Genomic DNA, 12,926 nt, shown 5'->3' with positions numbered 1-12,926 from the left:
GCACAAAACTTCAGCAATCTGGGTCACGCCGGGGCCAGTGCGTCCTGATACATCTGCTCGTACAGGGGGACGGAGTTGGCCCAGTCGAAGCGGGTGTGCATGGCATTTTGCTGCACGCGAGCAAACCGCTCGGGTTCCTGCAGGTAGTGGAGCAGGCTGCGGCGCATGGCATCGAGCAGGGTGCTGGCGGTGGGATCGTTGAAGCAGAAACCGGTCGCCTTGGCGGGATCGGCATCCCAGTCCACCACAGTATCCTTGAGTCCGCCGACGGCTCTCACCAGCGGCAGGGTGCCATAGGCCAGGCTGTACATCTGGTTGAGGCCGCAGGGCTCGAACAGGGAGGGCATCAGGAAGAAGTCGGCGCCGGCTTCCACCAGGTGGGCCAGACGGTCGTCATAGACGTTGATGAAGGCGAACCTGTCGGGATGTTGCTGGGCTATGGTCTGCAGCTGGGCGGCGAGGGAGGGATCGCCGGAACCCACTATCACCACCTGCACCTGGTGCTGCAGGAACTTGTCCAGCGCCGGGATGAGCAGGTGCACCCCCTTCTGCTCGGTCAGACGACACACCATGCCATAGATGGGCAAGTTGCCGACGGGCAGCCCCGTCTCCTGCTGCAGGGCCCGTTTGCAGGTGTGTTTGCCGGCCAGGTGGTCGGCGTCATAGGTGGCGGGCAGCAGAGGATCGAAGGCGGGATCCCAATCCTGATAGTCACAACCGTTGAGGATGCCGCGCAAGTCGCTCGCCCGTTGCTGGAACACGCTGGCCATGCCGTGAGCCCCCAGGTGCGTCAGCAGCTCGCTGGCGTAGTTGGGGCTGACCGCATTGATCTTGTCCGCGTAGAGCACGCCGCACTTGAGCAGGTTGATGTGACCGTAGTCGTAGTTGATGCGCTGCTCGTAGTCCTGGATCTCCGGCACGGCCCAGAACTGCTGGCGATCGAACACACCCTGGAAGGCCGCATTGTGGATGCTGATGACCGACCGGGTGTGCTGGAAGAAAGAGTTGTGAGCGTGGCGCGTCTTGAGCAGCAGCGGCAGCAGGCCGGTGTGCCAGTCGTTGCAGTGAACTATGTCAGGGGCGAAGTTCAGCTGCTCGCAGGCGTGCAGGGCAGCCGCCGCCAGGAAGGCGAAACGCTCGCCGTTGTCGGGATAGGCCTGATTGTTCTCGGCATAGAGCTGTGGCCGCTCGAAATAGGGCGGGCAGTCGAGCAGATAGACGCAGATCCCGTCCAGTTCCAGCTGATAGATGCGATAGCTGATGTCGTCCCGCCCCTGGGGGGTGGGCAACCAGCGCGAGGCGAGGAGGGTGGCTTCGTCCCGTCGCTTGAGTGTCTTGTAGAAGGGCAGGATGATGCGAACGTCGTGGCCCTCCCGGGCGAGATGCTGCGGCAGGGCCTTGGCCACATCCGCCAGGCCCCCGGTCTTCACCAGCCCCTCAACCTCCGAGGCTACAAACAGGACTTTCAGTGGGTTAATAGCCAACTCTTGCTCCCTTAGGTACCACGACGATACCGCCTTCGGATACGGTAAATCGCTCTCTGTCATGGTCCAGATTCTCACCGATCACGGTGCCGGGTGCAATTTCAACGTTTTTGTCGATGATGGCGCGTCGAATTGAGCAGCCTTCACCTATTTTCACATCCCCGAGCAGCACGGATTCGCTGATGTGGCTGCAGGGGCCTATGTTGCAGCGGAAACCCAGGATGGAGCGCTGGATCTGGCTGCCCTGAATGAAGCAACCGCCGGAGATCAAGGAGTTGGCAATCTTGACCTTGCAGTCATCGGTGTCGATGAAGGTGGCGGGGGGCAGGGGCGGGTAGTGGGTGTGCAGCGGCCACTTGCGATTGTAGAGGGAAAAGGGGGCGTCGTCGGCCACCAGATCCATATGTGCCTGCCAATACGAATCGAGGGTCCCCACATCGCGCCAGTAGACGTTGGGCTTCTCACCCGGGATGACGTTGGTGCTGTAGTCGTAGACATAGACGGGGGCGCGGGGGAACAGGCTGGGGATGATGTCCTTGCCGAAATCGTGGCTGGAGTTCTCCTCGGCGGCATCGCGCTTGAGCTCGCGGTAGAGCGCCTCGGTCTCGAAGATGTAGTTGCCCATGGAGACCAGTGCCTGGGTGGGATCCCCGGGGATGGGCTTCGGATGCCTGGGTTTCTCTTCGAAGCCTATCATGCGGCCCTCCTGATCCACCTCTATCACCCCGAAGGCGCTCGCCTCCTCGATGGGCATGCGCAGTGCAGCCACGGTCAGGGCGGCGGCCTTCTGCTTGTGGAAGCTCACCATCTGGCTCACATCCATCTTGTAGATGTGGTCGGAGCCGAAGATGCAGACGTGCTCGGGGTCGGAGATCTCGATGAAGCGCAGGTTCTGGTAGATGGCATCGGCGGTGCCGTCATACCAGCGTTTGCCCATCCGCATCTGGGCCGGAATGGGATCGATGAAGCGATCCGTGATGCCGACTATGTTCCAGCCCTTCTTCATGTGCAGGTAGAGAGACTGGGACTTGAACTGGGTAAGCACATAGATGCGCAGGAAGTCGGCGTTGACGAAGTTGTTGAGCACGAAGTCGATCAAGCGGTAGCTGCCGCCAAAGGGGACAGAGGGCTTGCTGCGGGTGGTGGTCAGTGGCTGGAGTCGGGTTCCTTCGCCGCCTGCCAATATCATGGTGAGTATGCCTGCCATCGTATTTCTCTCCCTGAATTCATACTTTGAAAAGGTTTTCATGTTGCCGCGAAAAAACACCCCTAAAGGGGTGGTAAACGTTTTCTTGGTACCTTAGCAGATCCCGTCTGGCACTCTCTACTTGTTTTATTACAACCGTTGCACTTATTTAGGCTTTGCTCAGATACACCTTGAATTTGCCATCGCCGGCGATCACTTCGGTTCGTTTGAAGTGCGTCTCCAGTATAGGTTGGTAACGCAGGAAGGCATTGGCGACTATGGTCAGGGCGCCATCGGCGGTCAGAAACTCGGGGGCCCTTGCCAGGAAGGTTTCGGTGGCGGCATAGAAGGTCTTGAGCCCGGCATGGAAGGGGGGATTCGAGACGATATGTTGGAATCTTTCGGCAATATCTGAATAGACATCAGAGGCATAGACCCGCCCGCTCAGGCCGTTGACCGCCAGGGTGCGGCGACTTGACTCCAGCGCCAGGGCGCTGATGTCCACCATGTTCACCGTCAGTGCCGGGTTGCGTTTGGCCAGGATGGAGCCGATGACGCCGGCACCACAGCCAAAGTCGAGCAGCTTGCCCGTCATGGGGGGCAGGCTCGCCAGCAGCATCTGGCTGCCGAGATCCAGACCGTCGGCGCTGAAGACCCCCGGCAGAGCCATGACGGTCAGCTCGGTATCGCCGGCCTGGCACTCATAGCGGCTGAACCAGGCATCCAGCTCGAAGGGGGCGACCGGCTTGCCGAGCTCGCCATGATAGAGAGAGCAGCGGCGGGCGGAGTCGCGCTTTATCGGCTTCTCGCCATAGGGGGCCAGCAGCTTGTCGGCCCCGTTGATGCCGCCCCGGTTCTCGCCGGCGAGTAACAGATCGGCACCGCTTTCGAGCAGCGGCGCCATCATGGCCAGCAGATATTGCGCCTCGGCCTTGGCCTTGGGCAGCAGCAGCAGCAGGGCATCGAAACGAGGGGCACCGCCGAGCTGGTGATCGAACAGGATGCGCTCACCCAGGGCTGCCTGCTGGCTCAGGAAATAGCAGTAGTCTGTGGTGAAGACCGTCAGGGAGTCGGCCAGCTCGGCCAGCTGACGAGGGTAATCATCTTCCAGGGCGCCACACACCAATAGCCGTTTGCCGACAAAGAGGGCTTGATTACGTTCCAGCATCTGGCTGACGGCACTGACAGGACGGCTCATTGGGACTCTCCACGCTTTTTTGGGCGGCCATTATACATGGCCGCTTTCGCCTTGACATTTATGCTGTGTTCCCGAAATATGCCCAGACACCTTATTTATCCAGAGATGATGCAATGCGGTCATGCGTATCGAAACGAAAGCATAAACACAGCCTGACATTCGGGCCTGCTGGCGTGCGCGCGTAACCTCTCATCTCTGAGACGATTCAAGCCCCGGTAGCGACCCCCGTACCGGGGCTTTTTATTGACCAATCCATCTGTTTAGGAGAAGGAAATCCCATGTTTCAAGGTTCGATAGTTGCCCTGATCACCCCATTTCGACAGGGCCAGCTGGACGAGGCCGCACTGGCTCGCCTGGTGGAGTGGCACATAGAGCAGGGGACCCATGGCATAGTGCCGGTCGGTACCACGGGGGAGAGCCCGACCCTGACCCACGACGAGCATTGCCGGGTGGTGGAGCTGGTGGTCAAGCAGGTGGCGGGACGGATCCCTGTCATCGCCGGCGCGGGGTCCAACAACCCGGTCGAAGCCATCGAATACACCCGTTTCGCCGAGCAGATGGGGGCGGACGCCACCCTGCATGTGGCCGGTTACTACAATCGCCCGAATCAGGAAGGCTTGTTCCACCACTTCAAGGCGGTCCATGACGCCACCACCAAGCCCATCATCGTCTACAACATTCCGCCCCGCGCCATCGTCGATGTGCAGCCGGCGACCCTGGCCCGCCTCGCCGAGTTGCCGCGCATCGCCGGCGTGAAGGATGCCACCGGCGATCTGGCCCGCCCCTGGACCGAGCGCCAGCTCATCAAGAAGCCGTTTGCCTGGCTCTCCGGTGAAGATGCAACCGCCGTCGCCTACAACATTGGCGGTGGTCAGGGCTGCATCTCGGTGACCGCCAACGTGGCCCCCAAGCTGGTGGCCGAGGTCCAGAACCTGACCCTGGCCGGCGAGTGGCAGGCCGCCCGCGAGCTGCAGGACAAGCTGATCCCGCTGCATCAGGCCATGTTCGCCGAGCCGAGCCCGGCGGGCGCCAAATACGCTGTCTCCCTGCTGGGACTGTGCAGCGAGGAGTGCCGTCTGCCGGTGATGCCGCTGTCTGACGCCACCCGCGAGCGGATCCGCGCCGCCATGCAGGCATTGAATCTGTTGTAAAAACTGGGCTCTGGATCTCGCTTTTGACTGCCCGGTCAATTAATGGCCAGGCTTTGCCGATATACTCGCTTGGATACAACCAAGGATGATTTGGCATGCAAGAATGGGATCCGGAGCACTTCACCAGTTTTGAACATCTCTGTGAAGTGACCTTGGCCGCGGTCAGAGAAAAGACCGAGGCCGAGCAGATCTATCTGTGGCTGCGGGCGCCGACGCCCCAGCTCTATCACTACAGGCCCGAGCAGGGCTTGCTCTGTCTGAGCGCCGACCTGCTCAGCTCCCTCGACCTGCCCCTCCTCTTCATAGAGCGCTCCCTCGATCTTGGCCAGTTGCTGGTGGAGCCCATCGCGCCGACCAGCGCCATCTGGGAGAGCGTCGAGCCTGAGGTCCCGCGCCTGCGTGCCTGCTTCCCGCTCAAACGCCACAAGGGGCTGGAGGCCGTGGTCTATCTGGAAACCCGGCGTCGCCTCGATCGTCTGCCAAGGCGTCAGCAGCAGAGCATACAGCTGCTCATGCACTACCTCGCCGCCGAGCTGGAGAGCCGGCGGCTCGCCGGTCAGGTCGATCTGGAGCGGGATCAGCGGATCCATACCCAGGCCGACCTCGTCCGCAGCCAGGCCCTGCAGGACTCCTTCCTCAGCATGCTGCAGGCGCTGCACCAGGTGGGGGTCAAGCTGTCGCGCTGTGACAGCGAGGATCGCCTGCTGCACGATGCCGTGGTGCTGGCGCGCCAGGAGCTGCAGTTCGATCGCATCGCCATCTTCCTGACGGACAGTGAATTCAAGACCATGCACGGGACCTGGGGCACCAACGAGGCGGGCGAGCTCATCGACGAGCGCCATTTCATCAGCGCCATTCCGGATCACCCCACGGTGCAGGAGGCGCTGCGCCGCAAGGACTATGTGCTGGTGCTGGAAGATACTCCGCTCTACTACGAGAAGCAGGAGGTGGGGCGCGGCTGGAATGCCATGGTGTCGCTCTGGGACGGGGGCACCCCCATCGGCTGGATCGCCGCCGACAACCTGCTCTGGCGTCGTCCGCTCAAGGCGTATCAGAGCGAGATCTTCAAGCAGTATGCCGCCGTGCTCTCCCAGTTGCTGATCCGCCAGCGCACCCAGGCGGCGCTCGAGCGTTTCAACCGTGACCTGGAGCTGCGGGTGCAGGAGCGGACCCGGCAGCTGGCCGACACCAACCGGGCGCTGGAGGAGGCCAACCGGCGTCTCTCCCTGCTGTCGCTGGAGGATCCCCTGACCGGGATCGCCAACCGCCGTCAATGGGACATCACCATGGAGCGGGAGTGGGAGCGGGCGCGTCGCCATCAGGGGGTCTTGGCGGTGCTGATGATAGACGTGGACGAGTTCAAGTCCTACAACGACCACTTCGGCCACGGCAAGGGGGATCAGTGCCTGCAACGGGTCGCGGCCCTGCTGCAGGAGACGGAGCGGCGGCGCACCAATCTGGTGGCCCGCTATGGCGGCGAGGAGTTCGTGATCCTGCTGTGCGCCCCGCAACCCGGGGAGGCGGAGCGACTGGCAGAGCAGATCCACCAGGGACTGGAAGCCCTGCAGATCTCCCATCCGGCCTCCCGGGTGGCGACCATGCTTACCGTCAGCATCGGCTTCAGCTATCTCATCCCCTCCTCGGACAAGGGGTGGCAGACCCTGACCGAACAGGCGGATCAGGCGCTCTATCACGCCAAGTCGCAGGGGCGGGCCTGTACCCTGGCCTATCGCTGACCCGGGCCTGCTTCTCTCACCTTCACCGCTGCCTCAGGGCGGCGGCCCTCTTGCCCGGCATAAATGTGGTGGCAAGCGTTTCTCGCCCTCTGACGCATGGCGATGGGGTCGGGGTCTGGCTAGAATGGGGGCCCATTTTTCACAGACAGATCCTGCACCATGACCCTATCCGGATTTCAAGGCCTGGTCTTCGACCTCGACGGCACCCTGGTTGACTCCATGCCTTTGCACCTGGCCGCCTGGGAACATACCGCCCGCGAGTTTGGCTTTCAGTTCGATGCCGACTGGTTTTATGAACTAGGTGGCATGCCCAGCCGCAAGATAGCCTTGCTGGTGGCCGAGGTGCAGCAGATCGCGCTGGACCCGCTGTTGGTGACGCGCTGCAAGACGGAGCACTATGTGACCAACCTGCACAAGGCGACCCCCTTCCCGGCCATGCTGGATCTGGTCAGGCGCTATCACGGCCGGATCCCCATGGGGATAGGCACGGGATCACCTCGTATCAATGCCGAGGCGGTGCTGCGCAATACCGGGCTGGATCGCTACTTCTCCGTGGTGGTGACCGCCGACGATGTGGCGCTGCACAAACCCCACCCGGATACCTTCCTGCTGGTGGCACGGCGACTCGGGGTCGAGCGTGAGGGCTGTCTGGTGTTCGAGGACACGGGCATAGGGGCGCAGGCCGGTGAGGCCGCGGGCATGCAGGTGTGCATGGTCAAGGAAGGGAAGCCGGTCGGATTGACCTACTGAGCAAACGGGCTGGCCGTCGAGGCTGGCTGGGGGAGAAGACCCACTCTCATACGGGACAGGCATGACATGAGAGTGGGGATGTGCGTCGTCACCGATTGACGCAGCGGCAAGCTCAGAGTCAGGAGGAGGCGAGCATCACTGCTCGCTGCTACCGCCCTGATTGTCGTCATAACGGCTCGGACCGCCGTGGGGGCGCGGGGCCATGGAGACCCGTGGCTTGCGGGCGCGCTGGATGCTGACCTGGGGGCGGCCGGAGTGCATGGCGATGGTGGAGATCTTGGCCTTGTAGACCAGTTGCTGATTGCCATGAGCATCGGTCAACAGCACGCTGTACTGGTCGAAGCCACTGATGGTCCCCTCCAGCTTGATGCCGCTCACCAGGAAGATGGCGACCTGACTGCGGTTCTTGCGCAACCAGTTGAGGGCAGAATCTTGCCCGTTCCCAAGGGAGAAAGCCTGCTCGATGGTGGAGTAGCTTGGGGATTCAGTTGTCATAAATTATTGTCCCGCGGAAAAAAAGTGGCGTTTGATTGTGCTAAATGGTCACAGGCTTGTCAAAGTCATTCTCACCCCGTCGCCAAAGCATCGGTGAACGGGGGCTGCGGTGTGGGAGCTTGCGCAAATCTGCAGATAAATATGCCCCTCTTTCCTTGATGCCGGGTCGGACGATGTCACCAGCCCCCTTTCCAGGCCATGGGCTATGCCCATCTATCTCCCGTCCCTTAAGGCTCTGTACATGAACAGGGCTGGTGGTTAGCGGCGGTGGCTGCAATAATTGGCGCCTCTGGCCGTTCGCGGCCTCATGCTGGGGTCCTATCTTGCATCCGGTTTCACACCAACACCCAATTACCTATACCCATGACGCGACCGCGTGCGAAGAGTGTGACCTGCTGGTGCCGGCCACCGAGCTGGCCATGGGGGAGACGAGCAGTTGTCCCCGTTGTGGTCACGTCTTGAGCCGATACTTGCCGCAGCAGGAGCGCAGGCCCATCGCCTACGGCTTTGCGGCGCTCATCATGTTCGTGCTCTCCAACGCCTTCACCTTCATGTCCTTCTCGGCCAAGGGGGTGGGGCAGGAGATGACCTTCCTGCAGTGCATCACCACCCTGGTGGATCAGGGCTATCTGTTTCTGGGGGCCGTGCTGAGCCTGACCCTGATCGGCCTGCCACTGGTCTATATCGGCTCCATCATGCTGGTGCTGTGGCGGCTCGACAAGGATCTGCACAGCAATGCCCTGCGCTCTCTCGGCCGACTGCTGTGCCGGATCAAGCCCTGGCTGATGGTGGATGTCTTCCTCATCGGGGTGCTCATCTCCCTGGTCAAGCTGATGGGCATGGCGGACGTCAAGATGGGGCTGTCGTTCTGGGCCTTCGTGGGCTACACGGTGCTGCTGATCAAGATGATCTCGTCCCTGGACCGGATGTGGCTGTGGCAGCGGCTGTTCGGCCCGACCGAGGCGAGGGAGCTGGATCCCGAGGCCAGCGCCCTGGCGTGCGGGCTGGTGGGTTGCCACATCTGCGGCGCGCTCAATGACGGCGATGCCCACAGCTGTTCCCGTTGCGGCGATCGTCTGCATCACCGCAAGCCGGGCGGCCTGAACCGCACCTGGGCACTGCTCATCACCTCGGTGATCCTCTATATTCCTGCCAACCTCTATCCCATCATGGACACCGTCTTTCTGGGGGACGACAGCCCCTCGACCATCATGGGGGGGGTGGTGTTGCTCTGGGCCATGGGTTCATACCCCATAGCCGCGGTGATCTTCTTCGCCAGCGTGGTGGTGCCTCTGGTGAAGATACTGGCACTACTGTGGCTCTGCTACATGGTGCAGCGTGGCCGGGTCGGCTCTCCCCTTGGCAAGCTCAAGCTCTATCGCATGACCGAATTTGTGGGGCGTTGGTCGATGATCGACGTCTTCGTGGTGGCCATATTGGCTGGCCTCATCCGGCTCGATAATCTGATGACCATCTACCCGGGCCCCGCGGCCATTGCTTTTGCCGGGGTCGTTTTGATCACCATGGTGGCCGCCATGAGTTTCGATTCCCGCCTGATCTGGGATTTACAACAAGGAGAGCGCGAACGTGAGTGAGCGTAAGACGAGGTGGAAACCGGGCTCTGACTTTATGAGCTCGGCCGCCGCTATCTGGATGGTGCCGCTGCTGGCGCTGTTCATCGGAGTCTGGATGCTGTTCCAGCACTGGTATTCACAAGGCCCCAGTTTCACCCTGACGGTCGCTACCGCCGAGGGCATAGTGGCGGGCAAGACGGTGATCCGCTCCCGCGAGGTGGAAGTGGGTCGCATTGAGGCGGTGGAGCTCAGCGATGACTACAGCCATGCGGTGCTCAAGGCCCGTCTGACCAATGCCGCCGCTGGCATGCTCAAGAAGGACAGCCAGTTCTGGGTGGTCAAACCCAGGGTCGGGCGGGAAGGGGTGTCGGGTCTTGGCACCCTGCTCTCCGGGGCCTACATCGAACTCGCTCCGGGCAAGAAGGGCAAGGCGCGCGGTGAATACGCCATGCTGGACAAGCCCCCGCTCGCCTCGGTGGACGCCAAGGGGCTGAGGCTCTCCCTCAGCAGCCGAGATGCGCGTGCCCTGGGGATCGGCTCCCCCATCAGCTATCAGGGCTTCACCATAGGCCAGATAGAGGAGGCCAAGTTCCTGCCCGAGAAGAGCGAGATGCAGTACCAGCTCTTCATCAATGCCCCCTACGACATCCTGGTGAGCAGCAACTCCCGCTTCTGGCTGACCCCGGGTTTCGAGGTCTCCATGAGCAGCGAGGGGATGAAGGTGAAGATGGATTCGCTCGAGAGCCTGCTGGACGGCGGCATCACCATGGGGCTGCCACCGGGCTGGACACCCGGTGAGCCGGTCAAGCAGATGGACAGCTTCACCCTGTTCCAGGACGAGGCGAGCGTGCTGGCCGGTAGCCTGGATCAGTTCATCGACTACGTCTTCCTGTTCGAGGACAACGTGGGTGGCCTGCACCCCGGGGCGGCGGTGCAGTATCGCGGCATCCGGGTCGGCACCGTCATCTCTGCCCCCTACCTCATCGACGACAAGGGGGTGCAGATCTTCAAGAGCCGGCAGATCCCCGTGCTGGCCCGCATCGAGGTACAGCGCCTCTCCCATCGCTACGCCAATGCGGAGCGGGAGCAGTGGCGTGCCCTGTTCAGCAAGCAGTTCAAGGAAGGGTTGCGGGCCAGCCTCAAGACGTCCAGTCTGCTGACCGGCGGCAAGGTGGTGGATCTCAATTTCTATCCGGATGCCCCGGCCTATGAGCCCATCAAGCTGGCAGGCTATCAGGTGTTCCCGACAGTGCAGGCCGGGCTGGATCAGATAGAGCGCAAGGTGAACCTCATCCTCGACAAGTTCGTCGACATGGACATGGCCACCACGCTGACGCAGGTGAATACCACCCTGGCGACTCTGGACAAGACCCTCAAGCACATCAAGGCGGTGAGTGCCAATCTGGAGCAGTTCACCGGTCAGCGTTCGACCCAGCAGTTGCCCGAGTCACTCAACCAGAGTCTCAAACAGCTGCAGGAGACGTTGCAGACCTATGATGCCGGTTCCCAGACCAACCAGGAGCTGCGTCAGTCGGTGCAGTCTCTCAATCAGCTGATGGGGGAGTTGCAACCCCTGGTCCATTCCCTGAACGAGCAGCCCAGTTCGCTGATCTTCGACCGCTCCCGTCCCCAGGATCCTGAGCCCAAGCGAGGAAAATGATGAAAAAACGGATGATGACCCTGGCCTTGCTGGGCCTGCTGGCAGGATGCAGCGCCGCCCCGACGGCACTGCACTACTACTCGCTGGATGCGGAGATCCCGCAGTCGAACGGCATCACGGCGCAGCCCCGGCACCAGTTGGTGCTGCGTCCCGTCGTCCTCTCAGGCCAGCTGGATCGGATGAGTCTGGTCTATCAGCTGGAGGGCAAGGAGCTGCACTTTGCCGAGTACCATCGCTGGGCGGGTTCGCTGGATGCCCAGCTGAACCAGCTCACCCTGAATGGCCTCTCCAGCAGGCTGCCGGGCTGGGTGATACGGCAGGACGGGGCCCGCAAGGGGCCCGTGCTGACCATCTCGGTCGAACGCTTCCAGGGGCGGCACGATGGTCGCGCCCTGCTGAGCGGCCGCTGGCGCTTGCTGACGGAGGAGGGGGTGGTGCTGCGGGACGTGCCCTTCCAGCAGGAGCGGGTCTTGCCGGCCGATGGTTATGGCGTCCTGGTCGACGAACTGGGACTGGGCTGGCAGCAACTGCTCGATCAGATAGCGGCGGATGTGCGTACCCGCGGCTGAACGGGACAATGAAAAACGGGAGGCCTGGGCCTCCCGTTTTGTTATCCATTGCGGGTGGGGTGAGGTTATTGCTGAACCTCGGAGACCCCCTGCACCTTGACCTCAACCCGGCGATCCGGGGCCAGGCAGACGATCAGCTCATTCTTGGTGCCGCTGCTGCAGCTGTCGCCGGTGACCGGTGAGCTCTCGCCACGACCTTCCACGTTGACCTTGCCGGCGGGCAGTCCCTTGCCAACCAGATAGTCGGCGACGGTCTGTGCGCGCTGCTCGGAGAGCTTCTGGTTATAGGACTCCGAGCCGAGGCGGTCGGTGTAGCCGATGACGGTGGCCGAGCCATCCTTGGGTCTGGCTGCTTCGATATCGCTGTAGAGGGTATCCAGCGCCTGACCAGCTTCCGGCTTGAGCGTCGCCTTGTTGAAGTCAAACAGCACATCCGAACTCAGGGTGAACTGCTTGTCGACCATCACGGGCTCGGGGGCCGGCGCCGGGGCGGCGACCGGCATAGCTTCCGCTACCTGACCGAAGCGGTAGACGGCGGCCAGTGAGAGCAGGCCGTTGTCCATGCGCAGGCCGGTGTCGTCACGGCTGCCATAAGGAGAGCTGTACTGGTACTCGAGGCGGGCAGCCCAATCCAGGTTGAAGGCGTATTCGGCACCGAGTGCACCGACGAAGGTGAAGTCGTTGTCACTGTCCAAGTTGTCGCTGCTGGTCCAACCATAACCGCCACCGAGGCGACCATAGAGATCCAGGTTCTCTGCCACCGGGAAGCCGAGCTTCAGGGTCAACTGGGCCAGTTGCGCCTCAACGGAGTCGTTGAAGACGGCGGAATTTCTGGTGCCGTTGTACTTGAGCTTGCCGAGGTAGTCGTAACCGAGCTCGATCCCCAGGTTCTGGTTGATCTGGTAACCGGCGAAGACACCGGCCCCCACCTCATCGTCGTCCTTGTCTTCGGTGGTGATGCTGTTGCTCTCGTCGACGCCATAGAAGTTGGACCAACCCAGTTTGGCACCGCCATACCAGGTGTTGTCTTGTCCGGCTGCCTGAGCGTTGGCCGCAAGCAAGCCTGAAACCAGCAAGGTAATCAGTGTTTTGTTCATATGAAGCCTCTGCAATTTGTCTGTGG

The 12,926-nt window shown here is 61.9% G+C and carries 11 protein-coding genes; 6 read left to right on the top strand and 5 right to left on the bottom strand.

The genetic code is table 11. The features are described 5' to 3' along the window. Nucleotides 1–23: 23 nt before the first annotated feature. The 3 genes from glgA to rsmC all read right to left on the bottom strand — a co-directional run bounded on the left by glgA (nt 24) and on the right by rsmC (nt 3,868). Nucleotides 24–1,484, bottom strand: coding sequence for a glycogen synthase GlgA (gene glgA, locus AAHB08_RS17560; RefSeq protein WP_342059643.1), 1,461 nt, complete (start codon nt 1,482–1,484; stop codon nt 24–26). Next, the gene (glgC, locus tag AAHB08_RS17555; protein WP_264358400.1) at nt 1,474–2,733 is read right to left on the bottom strand and encodes a glucose-1-phosphate adenylyltransferase; all 1,260 of its coding nucleotides are present in this window, start codon (nt 2,731–2,733) and stop codon (nt 1,474–1,476) included. Before glgC ends, glgA begins: the two co-directional genes overlap by 11 nt. Nucleotides 2,734–2,839: 106 nt before the next feature. Next, complete coding sequence (gene rsmC, locus AAHB08_RS17550) at nt 2,840–3,868, bottom strand: 16S rRNA (guanine(1207)-N(2))-methyltransferase RsmC (RefSeq protein ID WP_342059642.1); 1,029 nt, start codon at nt 3,866–3,868, stop codon at nt 2,840–2,842. A gap of 278 nt (nt 3,869–4,146) precedes the next feature. On the opposite strand from rsmC, the gene dapA reads away from it, so the two are divergent. The 3 genes from dapA (at nt 4,147) to AAHB08_RS17535 (ending at nt 7,505) form a co-directional block, all read left to right on the top strand. After that, entirely contained in the window at nt 4,147–5,019 is an 873-nt protein-coding gene (gene dapA / locus AAHB08_RS17545; protein ID WP_042648184.1) for a 4-hydroxy-tetrahydrodipicolinate synthase, read from the top strand. Between the two features lie 95 nt (nt 5,020–5,114). Further along, nucleotides 5,115–6,755 (top strand): GGDEF domain-containing protein, encoded by a 1,641-nt coding sequence (locus tag AAHB08_RS17540; RefSeq protein ID WP_202047284.1) that lies wholly within the window; start codon nt 5,115–5,117, stop codon nt 6,753–6,755. A 159-nt stretch (nt 6,756–6,914) separates the two neighbouring features. Then, entirely contained in the window at nt 6,915–7,505 is a 591-nt protein-coding gene (locus AAHB08_RS17535) for an HAD family hydrolase (protein ID WP_342059641.1), read from the top strand. A gap of 135 nt (nt 7,506–7,640) precedes the next feature. On the opposite strand, the gene hfq is transcribed toward AAHB08_RS17535, so the two are convergent. Further along, nucleotides 7,641–8,000 carry an RNA chaperone Hfq gene (gene hfq, locus AAHB08_RS17530; protein ID WP_005327536.1) on the bottom strand — a complete coding sequence of 120 codons (360 nt, stop codon included), beginning with the start codon at nt 7,998–8,000 and terminating at the stop codon, nt 7,641–7,643. Between the two features lie 323 nt (nt 8,001–8,323). Between hfq and AAHB08_RS17525 the strand changes: the two genes are divergently transcribed. The 3 genes from AAHB08_RS17525 to AAHB08_RS17515 are packed head-to-tail and all read left to right on the top strand — an operon-like array spanning nt 8,324 to nt 11,803. Continuing rightward, nucleotides 8,324–9,595 carry a paraquat-inducible protein A gene (locus tag AAHB08_RS17525; RefSeq protein ID WP_342059640.1) on the top strand — a complete coding sequence of 424 codons (1,272 nt, stop codon included), beginning with the start codon at nt 8,324–8,326 and terminating at the stop codon, nt 9,593–9,595. After that, a complete protein-coding gene (pqiB, locus tag AAHB08_RS17520; RefSeq protein WP_171273185.1) occupies nt 9,588–11,234 on the top strand; it encodes an intermembrane transport protein PqiB in 1,647 nt (548 codons plus the stop codon). The genes AAHB08_RS17525 and pqiB overlap by 8 nt, the downstream gene beginning before the upstream one ends. Continuing rightward, a complete protein-coding gene (locus tag AAHB08_RS17515) occupies nt 11,234–11,803 on the top strand; it encodes a PqiC family protein (protein WP_342059639.1) in 570 nt (189 codons plus the stop codon). Before pqiB ends, AAHB08_RS17515 begins: the two co-directional genes overlap by 1 nt. Before the next feature lie 65 nt (nt 11,804–11,868). On the opposite strand, the gene ompA is transcribed toward AAHB08_RS17515, so the two are convergent. Beyond that, on the bottom strand, nt 11,869–12,900 hold the full coding sequence (gene ompA / locus AAHB08_RS17510) for a porin OmpA (protein ID WP_342059638.1): 1,032 nt from the start codon (nt 12,898–12,900) through the stop codon (nt 11,869–11,871). Between the last annotated feature and the right edge of the window lie 26 nt (nt 12,901–12,926).

It is taken from the genome of Aeromonas sp. OTU364 (assembly GCF_038440395.1).
In the GTDB taxonomy this organism is placed as follows: domain Bacteria; phylum Pseudomonadota; class Gammaproteobacteria; order Enterobacterales; family Aeromonadaceae; genus Aeromonas.
The sequence above is the reverse complement of the archived record's forward strand: the minus strand, read 5'-3'. Positions and strand labels throughout refer to the sequence as shown.